This is a genomic window from Bacillus sp. AFS088145, from assembly GCF_002564465.1.
GTDB lineage: Bacteria > Bacillota > Bacilli > Bacillales > Bacillaceae_G > Gottfriedia.
Map to the genome: position 1 here is coordinate 25,411 of NZ_NUUX01000030.1, position 25,464 is coordinate 50,874.

Here is a 25,464-nt window from a genome sequence, read left to right on the forward strand (position 1 = left end):
AAAAAAAAATTGTGAATCACTTTACAAAAGGTGCTAAATAATAAATATACCAGATTAGAATCAGCATCATTTTATAATGAATTGAGTATTTTGAAGGGCGTAAGTAAATTTAGGCTCTTTTTGTTATGCTCAATACTTTACTTCCAACTAAACCCTTCCCCATATTATTATGCTATAATTTTAAATAAACGATAGTGAACAGAGAGAAGGAATACCATGCAAATTTTACAGAGAATTATTCAATTAGTAGATTCAATTCCTTTAGGAACTCGTGATGATTGGGACTCTTATTTTTTAGGACAGGCATTTATAACTTCTCTTCGTTCAACTTGCGGAAGTAGAAGGGTTGGAGCAGTTATTGTAAGTGACAATAGAATAATTGCTTCTGGGTATAATGGATATCCGAAAGGAGCTAAGCATTGTATTGATGGGGGATGTCCACGCTTTGCTGCTCGTCAAGAAGGATTATTAGATAGTGGTAAATACTCGGATCAGTATCCTTGTGATGCTTTCCATGCTGAAGAAAATGCAATTTATCAATTAGTACAATCAGGAATTCAAAAAACGAAAGGTGATAGTTGGACTATTTATTGTACAACTGCACCGTGTCGAGCTTGTGCAAAAATGATAAATGGAGCCGGGATAACTAGAGTTGTATATAATGTAGGCTATCCGGATGATTATTCAATTGAGTATTTTAAAAAATATGGAATTGAATTAACAAGAATTCCTGCTGAATAAACATTAGTCCATAATTAAACAAACGTTTGATTAATTTTATATGTAAGAATTTTAGTGCAGACTGTTTGCAAGCGAATGTCTTTCGAGGTTCGTTAAGCCTGATGAGGAGCGGTGTTATCTTATACGATAATGAGCTTTTAGTTAGGTGAAGTGACGAAGAAAGCGAGCGTTTGGCGGACAGTCTGTAATTATTTTACTAGTATTTAAGTGGAATGTTGCCCGACACATGGGAAATTTGGTATTATCAGTATATTGTATGTTGTGCGAATAATATGGAGGTGCATATAAATGTCAAAAATTACAATGGAGCAAGTTAAGCACGTTGCTCATTTAGCACGTTTAGCGGTGACTGAGGAAGAAGCAGAGAAGTTTTCAAAACAACTTGGAGCAATTTTAGATTTTGCTGAGCAGTTAGGTGAACTTGATACAACAAATGTGAAACCAACTACACATGTTCTAAAAATGCGTAATGTATTACGTAAAGATGAGCCAGGTAAAGGATTACCAATTGAAGAGGTACTGAAAAATGCACCAGACCACAAAGATGGACAAGTTAAAGTACCGTCAATATTGGATTAAGGGGGGAAATTAGAATGTCATTATTTGAATATACAGTTTCAGAATTACATAGCAAATTAAAATCAAAAGAGATTAAAGTAGAAGAATTAGTAAATGAATCCTATGAGCGAATCTCTGCAGTTGATGGTGAAGTAAAATCATTTTTAACTTTAAACGAAGAGCAAGCGCGTTTACAAGCAAAAGCACTTGATGAAAAGCCTTGGGATGAGTCTCGTGGTATTCTTTCAGGTATGCCTATTGGTGTAAAAGATAATATCGTTACAAAGGGTCTTCGTACTACTTGTGCGAGTAAAATTCTTGAGAACTTCAATCCAATTTATGATGCGACAGTTGTAACGAAATTAGCACAAGCTGAAAGCATTACGATCGGAAAATTAAATATGGATGAATTTGCAATGGGTTCATCTAATGAAAATTCTGCGTTCGGTGGTACTCGTAACCCTTGGAATACTGAATACGTACCAGGCGGAAGTAGCGGTGGGTCAGCAGCTTCAGTTGCTGCTGGAGAAGTATTATTCTCTTTAGGTTCTGATACAGGTGGTTCAATCCGTCAACCAGCTTCATTCTGTGGAGTTGTTGGTTTAAAACCTACATATGGTCGTGTATCTCGTTCTGGTTTAGTAGCATTTGCTTCTTCTCTAGACCAAATTGGCCCAATTACTAGAAATGTAGAAGATAATGCATTGTTATTACAAGCAATTTCAGGTTTAGATGCAAGTGACTCAACTTCAGCAAATGTAGAAGTTCCTTCATTCGTTAAGGCGTTAACAGGTGATGTAAAAGGTCTTCGTATCGCTGTACCTAAAGAATATTTAGGAGAAGGCGTTGGTGAAGAAGCTCGTGCATCTGTTATGGCTGCTTTAAATTTATTAGAAAGCTTAGGTGCTACTTGGGAAGAGGTTTCATTACCACACTCTAAATATGCATTAGCTACATATTATTTAATTTCTTCATCTGAAGCATCTGCTAACTTAGCTCGTTTCGATGGTATTCGCTACGGTCATCGTGCAGACGATGTAGAAAACTTAATTGATCTTTATAAGAAAACTAGAGCTGAGGGCTTTGGAGATGAAGTAAAACGTCGTATCATGTTAGGTACTTATGCATTAAGTTCTGGTTACTATGATGCTTACTATAAAAAAGCTCAACAAGTACGTACATTAATAAAAGAAGATTTCGAGAAAGTATTTGAAAACTATGATGTTATTATTGGCCCAACTACACCAACTCCTGCATTTAAAGTAGGCGAAAAAGTAAGTGATCCAATGACAATGTACGCAAATGATATTTTAACGATTCCTATTAACTTAGCGGGTGTACCTGCGATTTCTGTTCCTTGTGGTTTCCATAATGGTCTTCCATTAGGATTACAAATTATCGGTAAACATTTTGATGAGTCTACAATTTACAGAGTTGCCCATGCATACGAGCAAGCAACTGACTTTACAAAACAAAGACCACAACTATAAGGAGGCGCGGGAAAGATGAATTTTGAAACGATAATCGGTTTAGAAGTGCACGTAGAATTAAAAACAAAATCAAAAATCTTCTCACCAAGCCCTAATGCGTTTGGTGCAGAACCAAATACAAACACTGGTGTAATCGATTTAGGTTATCCAGGTGTGTTACCAGTATTAAATGAAGAAGCTGTAAACTTTGGTATGAGAGCAGCAATGGCATTAAATTGTGATATTGCTACTGAAACAAAGTTTGACCGTAAAAACTACTTCTACCCTGACAATCCAAAAGCTTACCAAATCTCTCAATTTGATAAGCCGATTGGTGAAAATGGATGGATTGAAATTGAAGTCGGTGGCAAAAAGAAACGTATTGGTATTACTCGTGTTCATTTAGAAGAGGATGCTGGAAAGTTAAATCATACAGATGAAGGATATTCATTAGTAGACTTTAACCGTCAAGGAACTCCATTAATTGAAATCGTTTCTGAGCCGGATATGAGAACTCCTGAAGAGGCTTATGCATATTTAGAAAAACTTAAGTCAATTATTCAATTCAGTGGGGTATCAGATGTAAAAATGGAAGAAGGCTCACTTCGTTGTGATGCTAATATTTCTTTACGTCCATTTGGACAAGAAGAATTCGGTACAAAAGCAGAACTAAAGAACTTAAACTCATTTGCTTTCGTTCAAAAAGGACTAGAGCATGAGCAAGTTCGCCAAGAAAAAGTATTATTATCTGGCGGAGTAATCCAACAAGAAACACGTCGTTACGATGAAGCTACAAAGACTACAATCTTAATGCGTGTAAAAGAAGGATCAGATGATTACCGTTACTTCCCAGAACCAGACTTAGTTGAACTATACATTGATGATGAGTGGAAAGAACGTGTTCGCCAAAGTATTCCGGAGCTTCCAGATGCTCGTCAAAAACGCTATGTAGAGCAATTAGGTTTACCAGCATACGATGCAATGGTATTAACTTTAACAAAAGAAATGTCTGATTTCTTCGATGACACTGTAAACAATGGTGCAGATGCAAAATTAGCATCTAACTGGTTAATGGGTGAAGTTTCGGCATATTTAAATAAATCACAAAAAGAACTGCATGAAGTTGCTTTAACGCCTGAAAACTTATCTAGTATGCTTAAGTTAATTACAGACGGTACAATCTCTTCTAAGATTGCGAAAAAAGTATTCACTGAGTTAATCGAAAACGGCGGAGACGCAAATGAAATTGTAAAAGCGAAAGGTTTAGTACAATTATCTGATGAAGGCGCTCTTCGTAAAATCGTTATTGAAACTCTTGATGCTAACCCACAATCTATTGAAGACTTTAAAAATGGTAAGGACCGTGCTATTGGTTTCCTTGTTGGTCAAATGATGAAAGCGACTAAAGGCCAAGCGAATCCACCACTATTAAATAAGATCTTAATGGAAGAAATTCAAAAAAGATAAGGTTTTCAATACAAAAAACTACGGGCTATAAGCTCGTAGTTTTTTAAGTTGTTGAAATATAAAATGATCAATAGCCGGATATTAATGAACATTTATTAATGATGAAATGATCATTTTTTTGGATATTTATTAATTGTTTTAAATGTAAATATGTTTGAGCAATTTTATGATTCTATAACCTAGTTTTGATTTTTTTTTCAGAAGTTAAAAATATTATGAGCTTATTTTTAGATAACAAATTCGATTGATTAGTTTATTAATCATTGTTCGATATTAATTAACATACAAACTGATTAATAAACAACTATTAGATTACTCTAAGTAAAGGTTATTTGATTAGAATTTATCGCAGACTTTTCTTGATGAATAAGTTGATTGTAACGAAGGGGTGCTCGACTCNNCTCCTATGGGATAAGCGGGAAGGTTGAGACCCCGCAGTCTTGCCGAGGAGGCTAAAGAATCTCGCCCCATGGAAAGCGAGCATCTCGTAGTGGAAATCAACATCACTCTACTCCTTTTGCGAAAATTTGGTAATTTAATTGACAAGGTTGTTTTTCAACAGCATGAAAAAACTACGGGCAATGAGCTCCGTAGTTTTTTTGTACTGTGTTTAAGGTCAAAATGACTCAATAATATGGTTGGCTTGTTGGTGCATACAAAAGGATATCCACTTAACTGTTGGGTCGTTATATAATCCTGTTATATGAATTAATAAAGAAAAACAACCAGCACCTAGTATATTTCCTATGTAAGTTATAAGCCATAAATGCAACACCTCTGGCCAATTCATCTTTCCTCTAATGGCAGTATAGGCAAAATAAAATATGTTTCCTATAAATAGATCAGCACCACCATATGCAATTAGAAGAATGGCGACCGTAATTGTTATAGCAGCCATTAGGTAGGCAAAAGGTGTATACGTAGCATGAAAGAAATTACCTGATTTAAATGCCACTATAACCCCGAAGCCTATAAACATACTAGCCATTATTGCTCTTAATAAAAAACGCAAAACACTATCTCGGTAAATTTTTAACTTTTTTAGAGCAAAATACTCTACATTCACGAACGGTTTGTTATCCATCTCATTATCAATCCCTAATTCTACTTTAATGTATTTATCATCAATATGTACTATAATGATTAAGTTGTTCAAAACGATAGAAAAATATAGCAAAGAAAAACGAATGTAATATAAATTTAATATAATATAATATTGCTTTTCAATATGGGTTTGAACATGCTTTAGAAAGGTAAAAATAGATAAGTAAATGGAAAAAGTTTACTACAAAAACTTTTTAGGTTAGGATATAAGTTAGAGAACTTAAATAAATAAGTAGGATGGTTAATGATGAAACGTGCAAGAATTATCTACAACCCTACTTCTGGTCGTGAAATTTTTAAGAAAAAGCTTCCCGACGTGTTGCAATTGTTCGAGCAAGCGGGTTATGAAACCTCTTGTCATGCAACAACCGGTGCAGGAGATGCGACAATCGCAGCAAGAGAAGCATGTGAACGAAAATTTGATTTAGTTGTAGCTTGCGGTGGAGATGGAACACTTAATGAAGTCATTAGTGGTATGGCAGAACAAGAATATCGACCAAAGTTAGGATTAATCCCGGTTGGGACAACAAATGATTTTGCTAGAGCAATTGGTGTGAATGTTTCAATTATGGAAGCGGCTGAAGTCATAACAAATGGGCAAACTGTACCTCTTGATATTGGAAGAGTTGATGATAAATATTTTGTAAATATTTTAGCTGCCGGTAAAATTACAGAATTAACATATGAAGTACCTAGCAAACTAAAAACAATGTTAGGACAACTAGCATATTATTTAAAAGGTATTGAAATGTTACCAAGGGTTAAGCCTACTCGATTAAAAATTGAGTACGATGGAAAAGTCTTTGACGAAGAAGCGTATTTGTTCTTATTATCGAATACAAATTCAGTTGGCGGATTTGAAAAAATTGCACCAGAGGCAAGTATTAATGATGGGCAATTTGATTTATTAGTCTTAAAGAAATCAAATATAGCCGAAATCATCAGAGTATGTGCCCAGCTATTAAGTGGTCAGCATGTACAAAATGAATATGTTCTTTATACTAGAGCAAGCCATTTGAAAATTATGTCTGATGATAAACTACTATTAAATATTGATGGTGAGTATGGTGGAGAAACACCATGTACTGTCGATATGCTTTACAACCACCTAGAAATCTATGTACCATAATAAGTGAAATAGTAGTAAATACTAGAAAAAGTAACCACGGTAGTTAACGTGGTTATTTATTTTGTATAATGAAATGGTTTAATAAAAGGTTGAAAGGTAGGTAAGGGACTTGTCGAAAAGAGTGTTACCTGTAGAAAAGAATCAATTTATAGATGTTGAATTTATCGATTTAACTCATGAGGGACATGGAGTTGCAAAGATAGAAGGATATCCGATCTTTGTACCAAATGCACTTCCAGGTGAAAAAGCACAAATTAAGGTGCTAAAAACAAGCAAAGGCTTTGGGTTCGGTAAAATTATAGAATTCCAAAAAGAAAGTGATGTACGAGTTGAACCGATTTGTTCAATTTACAATCAATGTGGTGGTTGTCAAACTCAACATATGAGCTATGAAGGCCAACTTGAGGCGAAACATAAACAAGTAGTAGAAGTTGTAAAACGAATTGGGAAACTTGATGACGTAGTAATCCATCCAGTGTTAGGAATGGAAAATCCATGGAGTTACCGTAACAAAGCACAAGTTCCAGTAGGGGAACTAGAAGGTGGATTAGTTGTTGGTTTCTATCAAAAGAGAAGCCATGAAATTATTCCAATGAATGAATGCTACATTCAAGGAAAAGAAAATGATGAAATGATACAAGCTGTGAAAGATCTTTGTGAAGAATTAAAAATCGAGCCATACGATGAAGTTGGCCACAAAGGACTATTGCGTCATATTATGGCACGCTATGGTTACTATACAAATGAATCAATGCTAGTTCTTGTTACTAATAAAGTGAACTTTGCTCAAAAAGAAGAATTAATAGCTAGAATTGTTGAGAAATATCCAACAATTACAAGCATTATTCAAAACGTAAATAATGAAAAAACAAATGTGATTCTTGGAAATCAAACAATTGTATTATACGGAAGTGAAACAATCAAAGATAAAATTGGTGACATTACTTTTGAAATATCAGCTCGATCATTTTATCAAGTAAACCCTACACAAACTAAGGTTTTATATGATAAAGCACTCGAGTATACAAACTTAAACGGTAGTGAAACAGTTATTGATGCATACTGTGGAATCGGTTCAATATCTTTATTTTTAGCTCAAAAGGCTAAAAAGGTTTATGGTGTAGAAATTGTACCAGAAGCGATTGAAGATGCGAAACGAAATGCTAGGATTAACGAGATGACAAATGTTGAATTTGAAGTTGGGAAAGCTGAAGAAGTTATACCTAATTGGTACAAGCAAGGAATTACAGCGGAAGTATTAGTTGTAGACCCGCCAAGAAAAGGTTGTGACGAGGCTTTATTAAATACAATCATTGATATGAAGCCAAGCAAAGTAGTTTATGTATCATGTAATCCTGCTACATTAGCAAGAGATTTACGCGTACTTGAAGACGGTGGTTATAAAACAGTAGAAATACAGCCAGTGGATATGTTTCCACATACTAGTCACGTAGAAGCTGTCGCGAAATTAGTACTTAATGAAGGGAACTAACACTAAGTTTTTGAACCTGGTGCTCTTCAACAGTACTACAGTTTTTTAGCAAAACTTTTATTAACTAAGATTACTGGATTGCTGGTTGATGGCGTGAAGATAATAAGTGAATAATGGTACAAGTGTAAGCAAGGACATCTTGATTTATAATTTTGGGATAGGAAATTGAACTAAGAATCCCATCATGAGAGGATTTGAAAATTAATATGAAAGATAATTTTTGGCGTGATTTACCACGACCATTTTTTGTGCTTGCACCGATGGAAGATGTGACAGACGTTGTTTTTCGTCATGTGGTGAGTAAAGCGGGTAGACCGGATGTATTTTTCACAGAGTTTACAAATTCGGATAGCTATTGTCACCCTGAGGGTATGAAAAGCGTGCGTGGCCGTTTGATTTTTACAGAAGATGAACAGCCAATGGTGGCACATATCTGGGGAGATAATCCTGAATATTTCCGTCAAATGAGTATTGGTATGGCAGAACTAGGATTTAAAGGAATCGATATTAATATGGGTTGCCCAGTACCGAATGTGGCATCAAGAGGGAAGGGGAGCGGCCTTATTCTGCGCCCAGACGTTGCTGCAGAACTTATTCAAGCAGCAAAAGCAGGCGGACTTCCTGTCAGTGTGAAAACGCGACTCGGTTTTAAGGAGGTAAATGAGTGGGAGGAGTGGTTAACGCATATTTTAAAACAAGATATCGCCAACCTTTCTATTCATTTACGTACAAGAGACGAAATGAGCCAAGTAGATGCGCATTGGGAGCTTATTCCAGAAATTAAAAAATTACGTGACCGCATCGCACCAAATACGCTTTTAACAATCAATGGAGACATTCCTGACCGTCAAATTGGACTACAGCTTGCCGAAAAATATGGTATTGATGGGGTTATGATTGGCCGAGGCATTTTTAAAAATCCTTTTGCTTTTGAAAAAGAGCCAAAAGAGCATAGTAGTAAAGAACATCTTGATCTTTTAAGACTGCAGCTTGATCTTCAAGATCAATATGCGGATGTATTACCACGTTCAATCACAGGGCTTCATCGCTTTTTCAAAATTTATGTCAAAGGATTCCGCGGAGCTGGTGAACTAAGAAATCAATTGATGAATACGAAATCAACAGATGAAGTACGTGCAATGCTTGATAACTTTGAATCAAAGTATCTTGATGGAATATTGGAACTGTAAAAGTTTCAGCCCTTGTGCTGTCAATTACAGTCTGCACATGTAAATACAGTTAAAAAGTACTCTCTAGAGTAGACACTTTAAAAGTCTAACTATAGGGTACTTTTTTTGTTTTTATTAAACAATCTCCAAGTCTGCACTTTGACGAGTTGTTCACATTGAATAAGTGGTTTTTTTCCTTTACTTGAAGAAAATATCCACCTAGTAAATGAGAAATGTTTACTTTACAATTAATGCAACTATACATTCATAATAAATTTGAAAATTAAGATGAAATAAGAATCGAAAGAGAATGAAATTAAATCTTTATGTATAAGTAGATTGATACGATAACTTATTAGCTTAACGAAAGGATGGATCAACACATAATGAATAGATTGATAATTGGAATGGATGGCGGAGGAACGAAAACGAGAGTTATGGTCAAAGAATGCCTAGAAGGGGAAACGTTATTTGATCAAAATTTTGGAATGTCAAATTATAACAATATCGGTGTAGAAGGGCTTAGACCAGTATTTAGTGAAATATATGAATCGCTTGTTTCTTATTTTGGAGAGCGTTTACAAAATGCGATTCTTGTACTAGGCTCTGCAGGAGTAGATCGACCGAAAGATATTGATATTTATTTGAATGCTTTAAAAGAAAGTGGTTTTACTTGCCAGCTAGAAGTAGTGAATGATGCAGAAATTGCTCTTGTAGGTGGAAACGGAGATCGAAAAGATGCTTTAATGATTGCTGGAACAGGCTCCATTGTTATGGGAGTAGACTCAAAAGGAAATACAATACGGTCAGGCGGATGGGGTGGATTAATAAGTGATGAGGGTGGCGGTTTCCAAATTGGTTTACATGCAATCGCGGCAGTTATGAATGAGTACGACAAAGTAATTGCTCCAACTTCATTTACCGAAAAATTGCTCGCTCATTTTAAGTTGAATTCCCCGGAAGATTTTATGGATTTATTTTACTTGGAAGATACAATTCCCGTAGATAAGGTAGCTTCATGTACGCCAATCGTTTTAGAAGCATGGGTAAAAGGTGACGAAGCTGCTCGTACAATTGTTGAAGGAGAACTAGACAAGTTGGTTCGTTTAGTCATTGGAATCAGCCGACAAATGGGTTCAATTAAATTCCGCCTATCTGTGGCAGGAAGTTTGTTGACGAAATCAGCTGAGTATTTCGATACGCTAAAGGAGAAGTTAAGTGTTGCTTTACCCCAAGTTGAACTTTCTGCACCTCTTTATGATCCAGTTTTCGGTGCCATCATTATTGGCGAGAAATTCTTGTAATTCAAAATAAAAATAGTAAGGAATGGGGATCGAATATGCGTGAAATAGGAATTAGTGTGTATCCCAACTTTTATCCTTTAGATCAAATCAAAGATTATTTAGAGAAGGCTAAATCATTAGGCTTTAAAAAGATATTTGTTTCACTTATTTTAAATAATCATGGCTTTGAAGGTGCGATAAATGTAAATGCGGACACTTGGAATGAATTATTTGGTTATTGTAAGGAACTTAATATGACAGTGTCAGCTGATATGAATGATGAAGTTTTCAGTGAGTTGGGTTGTACATTAACCGACCTTACAGCATTGCAGAATATGGGTATCACAAGGCTCCGCATCGATGGTGGGTTTACGAGTGAAGAAGTTGCGCTCCTTTCAAAAAATAAACAGGGAATTCAAATAGAAGTAAATGCTTCAATGTCTTCTTCTAATAATCAAAATGGAAACGCTTTACGCGAATGTCGTGAGTTTTTAGAAACAATAGAACGAGAAGGAAATATCGGACAACTTACAGCTTGTCATAATTTTTTTCCTCTACCAGATACAGCTTTGTCTTTAGAAGACATACGCTCAATTAACAATATGTTTGCTTTATTCGGTGTGCCAGTCGGAGGGTTTGTTGCTTCGCAGCTTTCTCCTAAAGATTTACACCATTTAGGGCATGGCGTTTGTACAATTGAAAAACACCGCTTTTTGCCTAGCCATATTGCCATGCTAGAGTTATTTGCAAATGGTTTTAATGATGTGTTAATTGGTGACTCATTTGCAGATTTTTCAGAGCTCACAGAAATGGCTAAATGTTACAAACAAGAGTATATAGAAATTCCAGTTGTTTTTAATCAGTTTGTTCCCGAGCAGACAAAGGTGAAAATTAGCGAGCAGGTTCTTATTTCAAGAGTAGATCAACCAGCAAATCTCATTCGTGCAACTGATACAAGGGGAATGGAAGTACCTCATTGCTATTGTGCTCCAAGAGAGAAATATACAGTTTCTATTTTAAATAATCGAAGTGCACAATATGAGGGAGAGGTACAAATTTCATTAAAAGATTTAGGACAATCCGTTGAACATAATGTCATTGGATTTATTCATCCTTTTGCTTACGATTTAATGCCTTATCTTTTAGCAGGCAAAAATAAATTTCGATTAGTTGAATATAAGTAAAAAAAATTTATAGTCGAGGTATTAGAATGGTAAAAAGTGCAGTAATTCTTGCGGCAGGCAAAGGGAGTAAAATGAATCCTTTCAACGCAGTTCGCTCCAAAACATCAATAAAAATCGCTGGTAAGCCATTAATACGTTATAATATTGAATCCATTGTAGCAATGGGAATAGAAGAGATTATTGTTGTCGTTAATGAGGAACATCAAAGGGAGATAGAGAATCTTCTATTCGACATAGAAAATGTTAAATTTGTAATTGATCAATCTAATTTAGGAAGTGCAGAAAGTTTAGTAAAGGGAGTTGAGAGACTTTCAAGTACTAAAGAGTTTCTAGTTCTTTACGGTGATACGATCATCGAAGAAAAGGATCTTGAGCAATTAGCTAATTCGAACAAACCTACTGTTTTGTTGAAAAAATTAGAAGAGTCATCAAGGAATTGGATCGGTGCGAGTATAAAGGATGGTTTTGTTCAGTCAATCGGTGCCCACTACCGTGGTGATAGTATTACCCATCAATTCGCAGGATTTCTTTTTGAAGAGACATTACTAGATGAAGTGAGAAGAACGCCCGATTATTTTCCGAATGTAAAAGTCGGAGTGGGTGTTCCGAAAGAAAGATACATCGAAGCTGCACTTCTAATATCACTTGAGAAAACAAAATTACAAGCGATTGAGTGTAATGGCTATTTCTTTGATATCGATAAGCCTTGGCATATGTTAGAAGCGAATGAATATATGGTGAATCATTTTTGTGATGCAATAAAAGAGAACGAACTAGCAGAAGGTGCGACGATTTCTGAAAATGCAACCATTCATGGTCACGTAAAGCTTGGTAAGAATTCCTCAATTGGAGATCGAGTTGTCATTCACGGTAACCTAATTGTAGGTGATAATACAATCATAGATAATGGTGCGATTTTCAATGGCAATGCAATTATTGGCGATCATACTGCCATACGTAATTATTGTATGATTTATGATGGAGTTTCAATTGGATCGCATTGTATATTCGATCATTGTGCAGAGTTCCTTGGTGGAATGGTAATGGATAAGGTATATCTTTACCACTATGGCGAGTTTTATGGCGCAATAGGTAGTCATACGGATATCGGTGCTGCAACAGTTTGTGGAACATTACGCTTTGATGACGGTGAAACTGAGCACGTTATAAATGGACGAAAGGAAATACCTTTACATTTTTCAAATGCAGCTTATCTTGGTGATTATTGTAGAACTGGTGTGAATACGATTATTATGCCTGGATGTAAAATAGGGCCTTATAGTGTGCTCGGAGCAGGTGCAATCATCGATAAAGATATTGAACAAAATAGTCTTGTTTTCGTAAAACAAGATCTAGTTATTAAAAAATGGAGTGAAAAGAAGTACGGTTGGTAATTCTATTAAATCGATAAAAGAAGGTATTCATTTATGGAGAATTATTTTAATTATGTGATGGCAAATCTCGAAAAACTATATACGACACAGAATCAAAACATTGACCATGCAGCAACTTCTATTTTTGAAGCCATTCAAAATGGTGGTCGCTTCCTTGTTACTGGTTCAGGTCATTCACATATGTTTGCAGAAGAATTTTATGTAAGAGCGGGTGGATTTGCGGGGGTCTCTCCAATTTTGCCGAATGAGTTTTTTTTACATGATCATCCATTAAAAAGTACTGTGATCGAACGAATTGAAGCTTATGCAAAAGTAATTTTTGATTTATATAAAATAAGCTCAAAAGATATTCTTGTGATTGCTTCCAATTCGGGAAGAAATGGAATGACTGTTGAACTTGCAAAAATGACACAGGAATGCGGTGCAAAGGTAATCGCTTTTACAAATCCAAATCATACAGAAGGCTCAAAATCAAGACATAGTAGTGGAAAATATCTTTGCGATTTTAGTGATGTAGTTATAGATAATTGCACAGGACCTGGAGATGCTGCCTTTTTTGTAGAAGAAGCAAATACAGGTATGGGGGCAACTTCCACAATGGCTGGAGCCTTTGTTGCTCAATCAATTTCTATATTATTAGCAAAAAAATATCATCAAGCCGGATTAAAACCACCTGTGTTTAAAAGCTCTAATGTAGATGGTGGAGATGAATGGAATAAAGAGTTGTTTGCTAAGTATTATGGTGTTTAAAAAATATCGAATATAACTTAAAAAGATTTAACTTTAACTTATTGACTTGCTTTGCGTTCCCAGTTTATGGGAGCGCTTTTTCACGTTTGAACGGATTATAGTGTTAACATCGTCTTACAGAATTTCTAATACAACGTTAAGAAATGCTTAAAACAATAAAAGGACAAAATCCTTGTTCTTAGTGCTTTTATGCTAAGATAAGGATTTTTTTTGTATACAAAAGAATTAGAAACGATCGGTGCTAGTAAAATGTTCCTGTATTTTGTAGTAGGACTTAGGTATAGCATTGTAAGTATATATGACATATGAACTAGAAGTGTTTGTTTTAAATTGCGAACTATATTGGAAAAATTCAAACTGTTAAATAGATTTACTGGAAAGTAAACTTAAAATACTAGATTAGGCATCTAGGGTGGTGAGGTGATATATGCGAAGAGATTTAATTTTGCAATATTTGTATCAAAAAGGAAAATCACTAACTTCACAGGAACTTGAATCAGAATTCGCTATTTCAAATCGTACATTGCGAAATGAATTGAAAGAATTAAACGCGATTGGAGAAAAGTCCGGATTTGTGATTCAGAAAAAACGTGGTGAAGGCTATTTACTTCATGTAGAAAACCAAGAACTGGTTCAAACATATTTGAATGAAATAGATGGAGCGTTAGCACCAGATTTACCTCGTGTTCGAGTGAACAATATTATTATGCTTTTGCTTCAAACAACTGAGTTTCAAACGATCGATATGTTTGCTGATAGTCTAATGATTAGCAGATCGACAGTTTTTACCGACATGATTGAAGTTGAAAAGCAAGTTAGGATTTTTGATTTAAAAGTAGAAACAAAATCACGTTACGGAGTTCGTTTACTTGGGGATGAAATGAATTTTAGAAGAGCGTTTTCCTACTTCCTAAGTCAAAAAGAAACTGGATTGTTAAAAAAGTCAATTTATCAAACTTTTGAGAAAGCGTTTCCGTTTGCGGAAATCCGAGCTGTTTTGAGTGAAGAAGTACAGAATAATCAACTGAAGTTAAGTTATTTTGCATTAGAGAACATTTTAGTGCATATCCAAGTACTCTCGTTTCGAGTAACTCAACACAACTTTATCTTGCCTAATCAAGAAAAAAAGTTAGATGTTTCTCTAATCAAACCATCGTTTATGAATATAGCAAAGAGAATTTGTGAAATTCTTTCTGAACTATATCATGTCGTATTACCAGAGAGTGAAATCATCTATTTAGCTGCTCATATAAGTGGTAAATCGAGTGTAGACGATATTGAGGAACATGAAAAAAATGACTTAAAACAAAAACTAAAGAATTGTTTAGAAAGATTAGATCAAACATTCTTAACACAGTTTTCAGGTGACCAGCAGCTTTTAAATACGATGATCATGCATATGTATCCATTGTTAAGAAGATTATATTTTAATTTAAAGCTTACGAATCCATTAATAGATGATGTTTATAGTAGGTATTCGGATGTGTTTATGATTGCTTTAAATTTTTCTGAAATGATAAAGGAAATATGGGGGTTCGAACTTTCTAGTGACGAAATGGGTTATATTACAATGCATTTAGCAGCTCACGTGGAAAGGGAGAAGCAAAAACAATTAAGTTCCTACAAAAAAATTCTACTATCTTACGGATTAGGAGCAGGATCGGCTGATTTAATGAAAATGAAACTTGAGACACTTTTCCAAGGGGCAATCATTGACGTCGTTTTGTATAGTGAGCTTCAATTGTTAAATTTAGAAGATTATGACTTATTAGTTTCATCGACTTCGATTCCATTTGACAATATTTCGATTCCATATATTCAAGTAGCACCAATACTAACTGAAACGGATGTCCAAAGAATTCGTCGTACGCTTACAAGATACCCAGCTAATAAAGTTAAAGAAGATGTACCAACACTTTTATCTTTATTTCATACAGATTTGTTTTATATAGAAGAAAGCAAAGAGTCGTTTGACTACAAAGCCTTTATTAAAGAAAAGGCAAAAAGCGTTGTTGAACTAGGATTTGCAGCACCTAACTATCCAGCTTTAGTTGTCGACCGTGAAGAAAAAATATCGACGATACTGCAAAATGGAATCGCTGCGCCACATGCATTAAAAATGGTTGCGATTCAGGATTCAATCAGTGTGGTGATTTTTAAAAATCCGCCAACAATCGATGGGAAAGTTGTACAAATCTTATTTTTAATTAATCTTCGTGCCGGAGACTTGTTTTTACACAAAGAGTTAAGTCGATTATTTTTACATTTAATGGACCATCCTGAAACGAAGCAGAAAGTATTAAAATCAAATAATTTTAACGATTTTCAATATGAAATTTCAAAAATCTTGTTTAAATATGGTTCGTAACAGTTTAGCGATCATTCTAACAAAAAAATTAGAAGGGTGATCGCTAATAGAAACGAATCAACTTCATGCTATCATTTGTCCTTTTTAAATAATATTGAAAACGGTTACTTATTAAAAAAGGTGTTCTTCGATTAGAAAATTAATTAAATAAATTATTTTGGAGGAAGATAAATGAAAAGAAATAAATGGTTTTTAGGTAGAGCACTTCCAGCTTCTGTACTAGCGGCATCAATGTTTGCAACGCCATTTAGTGGCGTTGTTGCAAAAGCTGCACCAACTATTACAACTCAATCAGTAGCGCCAATCTCAACTGGCACTAAGATTTTTATGAATACTACACAAATCACTCATGCAAAACCAAGTGGATTAGATACAACAAAGCCAGTAAAATGGACAACTTCTGATCCATACGTTGCATATGTTGACACAATTGGTAATGCAAAAGGTGATTACAGTGGAAAGATTTTAGGTGTATCTGGTGGATCTGCAATCATCACAGGTACTGGAGTAGATTTAAATGGTAATGCAGCTACAGTGAATATTACGGTTTCTGTAATTGAAACGCAGGCATCTACTAATCTTGAAAAGGTAGTTTACTATTACAATGCAGGAGATTCAAAAATTCCTTCTGCACTTTCATCATCTAATTTGCAAACAACAAATATTCCAACTGCTCCATCAGGAACTAAGTTTCCTTCTAAAAACATTGTTGGCTATGTTAATGGAGAAAATGGCGTAAAATGGTTAGTTTCAAAGGATACTTTAATTAAGTCAAATGGTAACGTTAATTTTGGTGATGAAAAAGATCATCCTGTTACTACTGGTATCGTATCTGATGCAATTACTCTATATGATCCAAACTTAGCTCCAGCTGATCAAATTCAATATTTACAAGGTGGAAGATATATTCCTCAAACTGGTGAAAATTCGGGTTCAGGGGTCGATAAAAACGGAAACCCGACTCAATTTAACGCCAAAGAAGTAATTACAAACATTATGTCTGATGGAAATAATGGTCTTTGGATTCTAGGCGAAAAAGGAAATGCTACTCATATTGTAAGAAAACAAATGTCTCTAATGGGCAAATCATTAGTTCAAGAAGAAATTTCTAGAAACTACGCAGATCGATTTGGATTCCAATCTGGTTCTATGAGTTTTACTAATAAGGATAATATGATTAAAGCTCTTATGACTGCAGATAAAGATGCTATAAGCTCAATTTCTGATACGGATAATGATGGATTATGGACAACAATGTACGCTTCAGGTGAAATTTGGAGATACAACTATATGAAAGAAAACTTTGGTGAAAAAGATGCTAGGACAATAGATGCTAAAGCTTCTGCTGTTCGCGCTGTTGAAGCCATTGTAACGCTTGGCTATGTATCTGGAACGCAGTTAAAGGTACCTTCAAAAGACAATGTTAACGATGTTGTTTATGTTGTTAACTCACTAGGTGGCAAAGTTACGACGATTGATGAAGGTAAGAAGTGGCTTGCAGATAACGAAGGTAAACCGGTATTCGTTGATAATGAAGGAAATTATACGTTGGACACAACAGGAAAACCTGCTTCTGCTGGCTTCTTTGCTAGATCATATAAAGTAGAAGGCAGCAACAATGGTTCTACGACTGCAGAAAGCAAATCATGGGATCAAGCTTGGCTTCAAAAAAGTGCAGGAACTACGACTGATGTAAACGGAAATACAGTTAAATATTCTGTTCCAGGTAAAATCAGTGGAGGAACTGCTGGAATCAAGGCATATGACACTGTTGCAGTACCGCCGCGTTTAACGAATATTGTAAATGAACAAAATCCTAATTTAGATGATGCAACAAAAGCTTTAGACTCAAACAAAGTCTATTATAAAGCGACAACATCTACAGACGAATTAGTAGGTCATTACTTTACATTAGACCTAGCTTATAACACGTTTAAAGATAGTGATCCTGAGTTAGCGGCTCTTGTGAAAAATGATTTAATTAACCATACAAATGCAATGGTATTAAACAACTATTATCAAGTAAGTGTTACTGGGGAGAACCCAATTGAATCTCGTTTCAATGGAACAGCACCTGGAGATGGATTAAATGCTCCTTCAGCTCCAACTAAATGGGCAAATTTAAATCCAGAATTCCTTGACGGTGTATCAAATGCATGGGGTAGAAATGACTACGAAGATGGTCCATTAAATGCAACACTGGCATTACAAATGCTTGTAGCTGCAAGAGATATGGGAGGTTATACACCAGCAGAAAAAGCTGCACTTGAAGCACAAGGTGTTGCAGTAATTTCTCCACTTGATTTTGCAAATGAATACAAAGTAATGAATGGTGTGAAAGCGTCTACAAAGGCTTCAGAACACAATGATTATGAAACAAGATACCCTAAGTCTTATAACTCAACTTCATTACTTGATATGTCATTACAGTACCACTCAAGATACTTTGGTATATCTGCTCATAACGGAGACGATATTGGCGTAAGTGGTGTATCTTACGAGTCATACATGAACTATTCTGATGAAGAAGAAGCTGCATTATCATACTACACATTATCTCACCATGCAGAGAAAATGAACGCTAAAGGGATCTTAGATGGTATGAACCAATGGTGGTTCAATGAAAAAAGAGAGAAAAATCCATTTATGTCAACTTTCTATGCAGCTTCTCTAGGTGCATTGAAAGAAAAAGGATTTAGTATCGGAAGTTCAACGGTTGACCTTGCAGGTTCAACATGGCAAATGACACGTATACCAAATAACTTCATGAACTGGGATGTTCTTTCTGCAAACAGAAATGACGTAACACATGTGACACCTGATTTAATGGTTGATCAATTAATTCCACGTGATGAAGTGATGATGTCTAAATACAATACAAATATTTTCGGAACGATGGACCGAAGAACAATTGATTCTGGTAACAGTTTATCAATGGAATCTTCAACTGTAACATCTATGCCTTATTGGTTAACTCAAAACCCTGAGGATGCTGCATATGTAGAAGATTTAGGATCAAAAGTTACTGCGCCAGTAAATAACGGAACAGAAAGTATTTATTATCCAACGAATGTAGCAGCTATGAATCCAAAGGCTAAATATAACGAAGACACACATTCATTTACGATTAATGTTGGTGACTCTGTTAAATTGGATGCTAAAACAACAGGATATACGAACAATGTAGCTTGGTTAACGAATTCTTGGGATTTAGCTGGATATAGCAATGGATTACCAACGCAAATCAATGCTGATTCAAATGTATCTCAAGTTCTTGATTTAAGAACTTTAGCAGCTTACGGTGAAGTTGGAAATGTAAGTGCAGCTGGAATTAGTGAAGATGGTGTGCACTATGGTTCATACGCAACTGCTTTAAAACCAGGAACTAGTACAGTTACGGGCTATGTGATCGACGGATTCTTTAGAACACCGAAAAAAATCACTTACACTATCAAAGTTGTTGATCCGATGAAATCAGCTGAAAAAATTGCTCCTACTGAGCTTGACAAGAACGCATTTGCATACCCAACTTGGTTAAAAGATGCAATGGTTGAAAAAGGACTTAATACAGATGGAAATAAATATGTAGAAATTAGTTACGAATCATCTTCACCAGACGATGTTGCTGTTGATGCGGATGGAAAAGTAACGTACAACACTGATAAACCAGCTAACATCACTGCGACGGTTGTATACTCTGGAATGACATTGAACGGAGAAGCACAATTTGCAAATGATAGCCATGTGATGACTTTTGTACGCACAGTCTCTAGAGATGCAAAACAAACAGTTTCATTTAATTCACAAGGTGGATCTGCAGTAGATCCAATAACTGCAACTTACAATGAAGCGATTACATCTCCAACACCAACAAAAACAGGTTATACATTCCTTGGTTGGTATAAAGATGCTTCATGTACTCAAGCATGGAACTTTGCAACTGATAAAGTAACAGCATCTACTACACTTTACGCTAAATGGGGTATTAACAAATACACAGTTACATTTAACAGTAAAGGTGGATCTAATGTAGCTACTATAACAGGAAACTATGATTCTATCATTACGAAACCAGTTAATCCAACGAAAAAAGGATTTGTCTTTGCTGGATGGTACAAAGATGCAGGACTTAAAACTGCATGGAACTTTGCAACTGATAAAGTAACAGCAAATACAACGCTTTATGCAAAATGGGATGTTGCTAAAGCAACAGGACTAAAAGCAACAAAAGCAAGTACTACTTCAATTAAAGTAAATTGGACTGGAGTAAGTGGTGTATCTGGTTATGAAATCGTTCGTGCTACAAAAAGCGATTTCTCTGACCAAATAACAAAAACAACTACAACTGGAACATTTAATGCAACAGGATTAGTTAAAGGTAAAACGTACTACTTTAAAGTTCGTGCTTTCACCCTAGATGGAAAAGTTAAAGTTTACGGTAGTTACACAACTGTTATTAAATTTAAACTTTAAAACTTAAATTTAAAAAAGAAATAAATTCTAAAAGGGATCTTGGTATATGGGGAAAATCTTGATTTACCAAGATCCTAATTCCTTAGAGAGGGGATAACGAAATGAACAGCAGCTTTTTTGAAAAAAAATTCTTACCAATCGCTTCGAAAATAGGTAATCAAAGACACTTACTTGCTTTGCGTGACGGTATTATGTTTGCTATGCCACTAATGATCATTGGTTCATTTTTCATTATCGTAGCTTGGTTAGAAGCAGATTGGTATCAAAACTTCATGTCAAAAGTATTTGGCGAAAATTGGAATGCTTTTGGAGATATCGTTTATAACGGTTCAATGGGGATTATCGCATTAGTTGCAGTATTTGGAGTAGCGTATTCCTTAGCAAGTAGTTATAAGGTAGATAAAAAGAATATTGATGGAGTTCCTGCTGGGGTATTAGCATTAGCGAGTTATTTAATTGTTAATATTATGAGCACTTTCAAAGATGGTAAGGAAACTGTATCTGCATGGTCACCTGATCTTTTTGGTGCACAATACTTGTTTGTTGGATTAATCATTGCAATTATTACTGCTGAAATTTATCGTTACTTCTTACAAAAGAAGATTATCATCACTTTACCAGATACAGTGCCGCCAACAGTGTCACGTTCATTTACGGCTCTTATTCCTGGCTTTGTGATTATCCTTTTCTTCTTACTAGTTCGTTACGGATTTAGTCATACAGGCTGGGGAGATTTTGCAACGTTTGTTCATAAAGTTGTGACACAGCCATTTACGATTTTAGGTTCAACTTATGTTGGTACACTTGTCGCATGTTTAATGGAACACCTTTTATGGAGTTTTGGTATCCACGGTTCATCAATCATCACGTCTGTTATGGAACCAATTTGGATTACAAATGCAGATGCAAACTTAGAAGCACTTAAAGCAGGTAAAACGTTACCACATATCATTACGTATACATTCTATGAGAATGGAATTTGGATGGGTGGATCTGGTGCTACTTTACCAGTTGCAATCTATATGACATTTTTAGCGAAGTCAAAACTTCTTAAGAAGGTAGGACGTCTAGCAATTGGGCCATCTATCTTTAACGTTAATGAGCCAATTATGTTTGGTGTTCCAATTGTTTTAAATCCATTTTTAATGATTCCTTATATTCTAGCTCCAGTAGCAGTATTAACAATAACGTACTTTGGTACGGCAATGGGAATTTTCCCACATACAACTGGAACAATCATCCCGTGGACAACTCCTTATTTCATAAGTGGTTATCTAATGACGGGTGGTAAGATTATGGGTGTAGTCATGCAATTGGTAGCTTTTGCAGTGGCTTCGATCATTTGGTTCCCATTCATTCGAATTTGGGATAAGAAAAATTTAGAGATGGAGAAAGCTAGTAAATAATTCTCCCAAGCAAATAGATGGATAATTGATTAGAAGAAGGGACTAAAACTTATGGAAAATCGACAAAAAATTATAACTTCGTTTCGATTAAAAAGAATCGGTGCCTTTGCCATTGATGCAATAATTGTTTCAATCATCTTGTCAATTGTGTATCGAATCACGGGACTTCCAAACTTTCCAGGAGTTCTAGCAAATATGATTGAGCTTCAAAAATCAACTGCTACTCAAGATGCAGCTGTAAAGGTGATGGCTCTTTTTAATGAAGCATTTCTCCAATCGCTTATCATCTATTTTTGTTATGACGTCTTAACAACCTTATTGTTAAGAGGATCGACTATTGGAAAGAAGATCTTTCGATTGAAGTTGACACGCATTAATAATAAAAAGGGAATACTTCCTTATGTATTACTAGTGATTGTTAGAAGTTTCTTTAAATTTTTGACGATGTTTATTTTTCAAGGTCTTCCGTTCTTTTTATCAGTTATTAGTATGTTTGCTAATAAAAAATCATTAGCTGTTCACGATCGTATCGGTCGATTTGTCGTTATAAATAAGAATGAAATATAAAAAAACTTACTAAAGAAAGAGGAAATTATCATGAATATCTTACTTTGCTGTGCTGCAGGCATGTCAACAAGTCTAATCGTTTCTAAAATGGAAAAAGTTGCTGAATCAAAAGGGATTTCAGCACGCATTTGGGCAGTTTCTGAATCAGTTGTTCGCTCAGAAATCGATGAAGCTGATGTGTTATTGTTAGGTCCACAAGTACGTTTCCTTTTAGGAGAAATGGAAGAAATCTGTGAAGAGAAAAACATTCCAGTTGAAGTAATTAATATGATGAATTACGGCATGTGTGATGGTGAAGCGATCTTAGAGCAAGCTATCAATTTAATTGAAAATAAGTAGTAATTGTTGAGAAATGACTTTTCTGATCTTTACTAGAAGAAAAATACGATGAATACCTTTTAGGTTTATAACTTTGAAATTAAAAACCGCGGGGTTATGACGATAAAAAAATTTTGTTAATAAAGAGAGGAGGTCAGTTTTATGGTAAAAAATGAAACGGAAATTTTCACACTGATTCTTCATGGTGGAAATGGTCGAAGTGCTGCAATGGAAGCGATTCAAGCAGCAAAAAAACAAGACTTCGATTTAGCTCGCAAGAAATTGAAAGAATCAGGTGATGCTTTAAATGAGGCACACCATATTCAAACAACGCTTATTCAATCAGAGATTGGTGGTACTCCAACGGAGATTTCACTTTTAATGATTCATGCTCAAGATCATTTAATGAATGCAATGACTGTAAAAGACTTGGCAAAAGAGTTCGTTGACATGTATGAAAGGGGCCTAAAGTAATGTCAAAATTTAAAATCGTGACAATAGGTGGGGGCTCAAGTTATACGCCAGAATTGGTTGAAGGAATTATTAAGCGCTATGAACAAATCCCAGTAAATGAGCTGTGGCTTGTTGATGTAGAAGCTGGCCGTGAAAAGTTAGAAACAGTCGGTGCACTAGCAAAGCGTATGGTCAAAAAAGCTGGAGTACCTATGGAGATTCATCTTTCGTATGATCGTCGTGAGGCCTTAAAAGATGCTGATTTTGTTACAACACAGCTTCGCGTTGGACAACTAGCTGCACGTGCACTTGATGAAAGAATTCCACTTAAACATAGGGTAATCGGTCAAGAAACAAACGGTGCAGGTGGATTATTTAAAGCATTACGTACAATTCCTGTTATATTGGATATTTGTAAAGAAGTTGAAGAGCTATGTCCAAATGCTTGGATCCTTAACTTTACAAACCCTGCAGGTATGGTTACAGAAGCAGCATTAAGATATTCAAATATTAAGAGATTCATTGGTCTTTGCAATATACCGATCGGAATGGAAATGGGTGTTGCAAAATTATTAAACGTAGATCATTCACGTGTACGTATTGATTTTGCAGGTCTAAATCATATGGTATATGGTACAGAGGTTTATTTAGACGGAGTTAGTGTAAAAGAGCAAGTACTTGAAATGATTATGGACCCTGCTAATGCTAGTTTTGTAAAAAATATAGATGCGGAAGAATGGGCACCTGAATTCCTAAAAGCAGTCAATGTCATACCGTGTTCTTATCACCATTACTATTACAAAACATCTGAAATGCTTGAAAGAGCATTAAAAGATTTTGAATCGAATGAAACGCGTGCAGAAGTCGTGCAAAAAATTGAAGCTTCTCTTTTTGAAAAATATAAAGATGAAGCACTAGATATAAAACCACCTGAGTTAGAAAAACGTGGTGGAGCTTACTATTCGGATGCGGCTTGTCGTTTAATTTCATCTATTTATAATGATACGAGAGATATTCAACCATTAAATACGATGAACAAGGGAGCTATTTCAGGCTTACCATATGACGGAGCAGTAGAAGTTAGCTGTGTCATCACAAAAGATGGTCCAATTCCACTGACAATCGGGGAATTACCAGTTCCAGTTCGAGGATTAATTCAAACGATTAAATCTTTCGAACAAACAGCAATTGAAGCTGCTGTAGAAGGAAGTCGCGAAAAAGCAATTCTTGCATTGACAATAAATCCGCTTGTAGCAAATGATAAGGTAGCTGTAGCGATCGTTGACGAGATGCTAGAAGCTCATAAAGAATATTTACCAAGGTTTTTTAAATAGAAATAGTAAGATAGCAAACCTGATGGGTGTGCTGTCTTTTTTTTTGCTTTGTAAGATATTGTTGATCAAACTCAAATTTTGAATTTTTTTCTCTGAAATTTAACACAGAAGTCCTACGATCTACTGTTACATATATTTAAAAAGTGTGAATATTTATCTAGATAAATATACAAATCTAGAACTTTAAATCTATAAAAAACTGCGCCAAAACGATAAATTAATACATAAAATTACATATTTTTATTAAAAACGCAAAAAAATTAAAAATTTTAAAATATTTTGAATTTTATAGAGAACTACAATAGCAAAGGTGTTAAAGTAGTTGGCTTGACTACAATCGGTGGTAAAAAATATTACTTCGATAAAGACGGAGTAATGAAAACTAGTTGGGTAGTTATAAATGGAAAACGTTATTACTTTGATAAATACGGAGTAATGAAAACTAGCTGGTTAGACCTAAATGGTAAGAAGTATTACTTCGATAAATATGGAGTAATGAAAACTAGCTGGTTAGTATTAGGAACTAAACACTATTACTTCGATAAATACGGAGTAATGAAAAACTAGCTGGTTAGTATTAGGAACTAAACACTATTACTTTGATAAATACGGAGTAATGAAAACTGGTTGGTTAGTATTAGGCTCTAAACACTACTACTTCGATCCAAACGGAGTAATGTTTAGTAATGGCTGGAAGAAAATAAATGGTAAATATTATTACTTCAACAAGTCTGGCGTAATGGCTGTAAATACTACAATTGGTAAATATAAAGTAGGTAAAGACGGAGCAAGAAAGTAAGCTTTT

The 25,464-nt window shown here is 35.1% G+C and carries 21 protein-coding genes; 20 read left to right on the plus strand and 1 reads right to left on the minus strand.

The genetic code is table 11. The features are described from left to right. Window positions 1-216: 216 nt before the first annotated feature. From COI44_RS18250 to gatB, 4 genes are all read left to right on the plus strand, one after another. Window positions 217-741, plus strand: coding sequence for a deoxycytidylate deaminase (locus tag COI44_RS18250; protein WP_098429207.1), 525 nt, complete (start codon window positions 217-219; stop codon window positions 739-741). A gap of 288 nt (window positions 742-1,029) precedes the next feature. Then, entirely contained in the window at window positions 1,030-1,320 is a 291-nt protein-coding gene (gatC, locus tag COI44_RS18255) for an Asp-tRNA(Asn)/Glu-tRNA(Gln) amidotransferase subunit GatC (protein WP_069032659.1), read from the plus strand. Window positions 1,321-1,334: 14 nt separating this feature from the next. Further along, the gene (gene gatA, locus COI44_RS18260; protein ID WP_098429208.1) at window positions 1,335-2,789 is read left to right on the plus strand and encodes an Asp-tRNA(Asn)/Glu-tRNA(Gln) amidotransferase subunit GatA; all 1,455 of its coding nucleotides are present in this window, start codon (window positions 1,335-1,337) and stop codon (window positions 2,787-2,789) included. Window positions 2,790-2,804: 15 nt separating this feature from the next. Then, complete coding sequence (gene gatB, locus COI44_RS18265; RefSeq protein WP_098429209.1) at window positions 2,805-4,235, plus strand: Asp-tRNA(Asn)/Glu-tRNA(Gln) amidotransferase subunit GatB; 1,431 nt, start codon at window positions 2,805-2,807, stop codon at window positions 4,233-4,235. 616 nt (window positions 4,236-4,851) lie between these two features. On the opposite strand, the gene COI44_RS18270 is transcribed toward gatB, so the two are convergent. Continuing rightward, the gene (locus tag COI44_RS18270) at window positions 4,852-5,319 is read right to left on the minus strand and encodes a formate/nitrite transporter family protein (protein ID WP_098429210.1); all 468 of its coding nucleotides are present in this window, start codon (window positions 5,317-5,319) and stop codon (window positions 4,852-4,854) included. Between the two features lie 264 nt (window positions 5,320-5,583). On the opposite strand from COI44_RS18270, the gene COI44_RS18275 reads away from it, so the two are divergent. From COI44_RS18275 to COI44_RS18350, 16 genes are all read left to right on the plus strand, one after another. Next, window positions 5,584-6,468, plus strand: a complete 885-nt coding sequence (locus tag COI44_RS18275) for a diacylglycerol kinase (protein ID WP_097973985.1) — start codon at window positions 5,584-5,586, stop codon at window positions 6,466-6,468. 109 nt (window positions 6,469-6,577) lie between these two features. After that, window positions 6,578-7,960, plus strand: a complete 1,383-nt coding sequence (gene rlmD, locus COI44_RS18280) for a 23S rRNA (uracil(1939)-C(5))-methyltransferase RlmD (protein ID WP_098429211.1) — start codon at window positions 6,578-6,580, stop codon at window positions 7,958-7,960. A gap of 206 nt (window positions 7,961-8,166) precedes the next feature. Further along, window positions 8,167-9,150 (plus strand): tRNA dihydrouridine synthase, encoded by a 984-nt coding sequence (locus COI44_RS18285; RefSeq protein ID WP_098429212.1) that lies wholly within the window; start codon window positions 8,167-8,169, stop codon window positions 9,148-9,150. A gap of 365 nt (window positions 9,151-9,515) precedes the next feature. Beyond that, window positions 9,516-10,433, plus strand: coding sequence for an N-acetylglucosamine kinase (locus tag COI44_RS18290; RefSeq protein ID WP_179887177.1), 918 nt, complete (start codon window positions 9,516-9,518; stop codon window positions 10,431-10,433). Window positions 10,434-10,468: 35 nt separating this feature from the next. Beyond that, window positions 10,469-11,596, plus strand: a complete 1,128-nt coding sequence (locus tag COI44_RS18295; RefSeq protein WP_098429214.1) for a MupG family TIM beta-alpha barrel fold protein — start codon at window positions 10,469-10,471, stop codon at window positions 11,594-11,596. Between the two features lie 26 nt (window positions 11,597-11,622). Next, the gene (locus COI44_RS18300) at window positions 11,623-12,990 is read left to right on the plus strand and encodes a nucleotidyltransferase family protein (protein WP_218926930.1); all 1,368 of its coding nucleotides are present in this window, start codon (window positions 11,623-11,625) and stop codon (window positions 12,988-12,990) included. Window positions 12,991-13,023: 33 nt separating this feature from the next. Then, on the plus strand, window positions 13,024-13,740 hold the full coding sequence (locus tag COI44_RS18305) for an SIS domain-containing protein (protein ID WP_098429216.1): 717 nt from the start codon (window positions 13,024-13,026) through the stop codon (window positions 13,738-13,740). 427 nt (window positions 13,741-14,167) lie between these two features. Continuing rightward, window positions 14,168-16,108, plus strand: coding sequence for a BglG family transcription antiterminator (locus tag COI44_RS18310; RefSeq protein WP_098429217.1), 1,941 nt, complete (start codon window positions 14,168-14,170; stop codon window positions 16,106-16,108). A 171-nt stretch (window positions 16,109-16,279) separates the two neighbouring features. Beyond that, the gene (locus COI44_RS18315) at window positions 16,280-20,581 is read left to right on the plus strand and encodes an InlB B-repeat-containing protein (RefSeq protein WP_098429218.1); all 4,302 of its coding nucleotides are present in this window, start codon (window positions 16,280-16,282) and stop codon (window positions 20,579-20,581) included. Window positions 20,582-20,682: 101 nt separating this feature from the next. Beyond that, window positions 20,683-21,987 carry a PTS cellobiose transporter subunit IIC gene (gene celB, locus COI44_RS18320; protein ID WP_098429219.1) on the plus strand — a complete coding sequence of 435 codons (1,305 nt, stop codon included), beginning with the start codon at window positions 20,683-20,685 and terminating at the stop codon, window positions 21,985-21,987. 51 nt (window positions 21,988-22,038) lie between these two features. Then, window positions 22,039-22,554: an RDD family protein gene (locus tag COI44_RS18325; RefSeq protein ID WP_098429220.1), complete on the plus strand. Its 516-nt coding sequence runs from the start codon at window positions 22,039-22,041 to the stop codon at window positions 22,552-22,554. Between the two features lie 30 nt (window positions 22,555-22,584). Beyond that, on the plus strand, window positions 22,585-22,893 hold the full coding sequence (locus tag COI44_RS18330) for a PTS sugar transporter subunit IIB (RefSeq protein ID WP_098429221.1): 309 nt from the start codon (window positions 22,585-22,587) through the stop codon (window positions 22,891-22,893). Window positions 22,894-23,034: 141 nt separating this feature from the next. Beyond that, entirely contained in the window at window positions 23,035-23,346 is a 312-nt protein-coding gene (locus COI44_RS18335) for a PTS lactose/cellobiose transporter subunit IIA (RefSeq protein ID WP_097974004.1), read from the plus strand. Continuing rightward, window positions 23,346-24,659, plus strand: coding sequence for a 6-phospho-beta-glucosidase (locus COI44_RS18340; protein ID WP_098429222.1), 1,314 nt, complete (start codon window positions 23,346-23,348; stop codon window positions 24,657-24,659). The genes COI44_RS18335 and COI44_RS18340 overlap by 1 nt, the downstream gene beginning before the upstream one ends. Window positions 24,660-24,986: 327 nt before the next feature. Beyond that, window positions 24,987-25,226, plus strand: coding sequence for a hypothetical protein (locus COI44_RS18345; RefSeq protein ID WP_142329283.1), 240 nt, complete (start codon window positions 24,987-24,989; stop codon window positions 25,224-25,226). 49 nt (window positions 25,227-25,275) lie between these two features. Further along, entirely contained in the window at window positions 25,276-25,458 is a 183-nt protein-coding gene (locus COI44_RS18350) for a hypothetical protein (RefSeq protein WP_098429224.1), read from the plus strand. Window positions 25,459-25,464 lie beyond the last annotated feature (6 nt).

What these genes read in the sequence shown, in the direction of transcription:
- gatC (WP_069032659.1), top strand. Translation starts at nt 1,030, where the DNA reads ATGTCAAAAATTACAATGGAGCAAGTTAAGCACGTTGCTCATTTAGCA.
- COI44_RS18325 (WP_098429220.1), top strand. Translation starts at nt 22,039, where the DNA reads ATGGAAAATCGACAAAAAATTATAACTTCGTTTCGATTAAAAAGAATC.
- COI44_RS18285 (WP_098429212.1), top strand. Translation starts at nt 8,167, where the DNA reads ATGAAAGATAATTTTTGGCGTGATTTACCACGACCATTTTTTGTGCTT.
- COI44_RS18275 (WP_097973985.1), top strand. Translation starts at nt 5,584, where the DNA reads ATGATGAAACGTGCAAGAATTATCTACAACCCTACTTCTGGTCGTGAA.
- COI44_RS18315 (WP_098429218.1), top strand. Translation starts at nt 16,280, where the DNA reads ATGAAAAGAAATAAATGGTTTTTAGGTAGAGCACTTCCAGCTTCTGTA.
- COI44_RS18290 (WP_179887177.1), top strand. Translation starts at nt 9,516, where the DNA reads ATGAATAGATTGATAATTGGAATGGATGGCGGAGGAACGAAAACGAGA.
- COI44_RS18335 (WP_097974004.1), top strand. Translation starts at nt 23,035, where the DNA reads ATGGTAAAAAATGAAACGGAAATTTTCACACTGATTCTTCATGGTGGA.
- COI44_RS18295 (WP_098429214.1), top strand. Translation starts at nt 10,469, where the DNA reads ATGCGTGAAATAGGAATTAGTGTGTATCCCAACTTTTATCCTTTAGAT.
- COI44_RS18300 (WP_218926930.1), top strand. Translation starts at nt 11,623, where the DNA reads ATGGTAAAAAGTGCAGTAATTCTTGCGGCAGGCAAAGGGAGTAAAATG.
- COI44_RS18250 (WP_098429207.1), top strand. Translation starts at nt 217, where the DNA reads ATGCAAATTTTACAGAGAATTATTCAATTAGTAGATTCAATTCCTTTA.
- COI44_RS18310 (WP_098429217.1), top strand. Translation starts at nt 14,168, where the DNA reads ATGCGAAGAGATTTAATTTTGCAATATTTGTATCAAAAAGGAAAATCA.
- celB (WP_098429219.1), top strand. Translation starts at nt 20,683, where the DNA reads ATGAACAGCAGCTTTTTTGAAAAAAAATTCTTACCAATCGCTTCGAAA.
- gatB (WP_098429209.1), top strand. Translation starts at nt 2,805, where the DNA reads ATGAATTTTGAAACGATAATCGGTTTAGAAGTGCACGTAGAATTAAAA.
- COI44_RS18305 (WP_098429216.1), top strand. Translation starts at nt 13,024, where the DNA reads ATGGAGAATTATTTTAATTATGTGATGGCAAATCTCGAAAAACTATAT.
- COI44_RS18340 (WP_098429222.1), top strand. Translation starts at nt 23,346, where the DNA reads ATGTCAAAATTTAAAATCGTGACAATAGGTGGGGGCTCAAGTTATACG.
- COI44_RS18330 (WP_098429221.1), top strand. Translation starts at nt 22,585, where the DNA reads ATGAATATCTTACTTTGCTGTGCTGCAGGCATGTCAACAAGTCTAATC.
- COI44_RS18270 (WP_098429210.1), bottom strand. Translation starts at nt 5,319, where the DNA reads ATGGATAACAAACCGTTCGTGAATGTAGAGTATTTTGCTCTAAAAAAG.
- gatA (WP_098429208.1), top strand. Translation starts at nt 1,335, where the DNA reads ATGTCATTATTTGAATATACAGTTTCAGAATTACATAGCAAATTAAAA.
- COI44_RS18350 (WP_098429224.1), top strand. Translation starts at nt 25,276, where the DNA reads ATGAAAACTGGTTGGTTAGTATTAGGCTCTAAACACTACTACTTCGAT.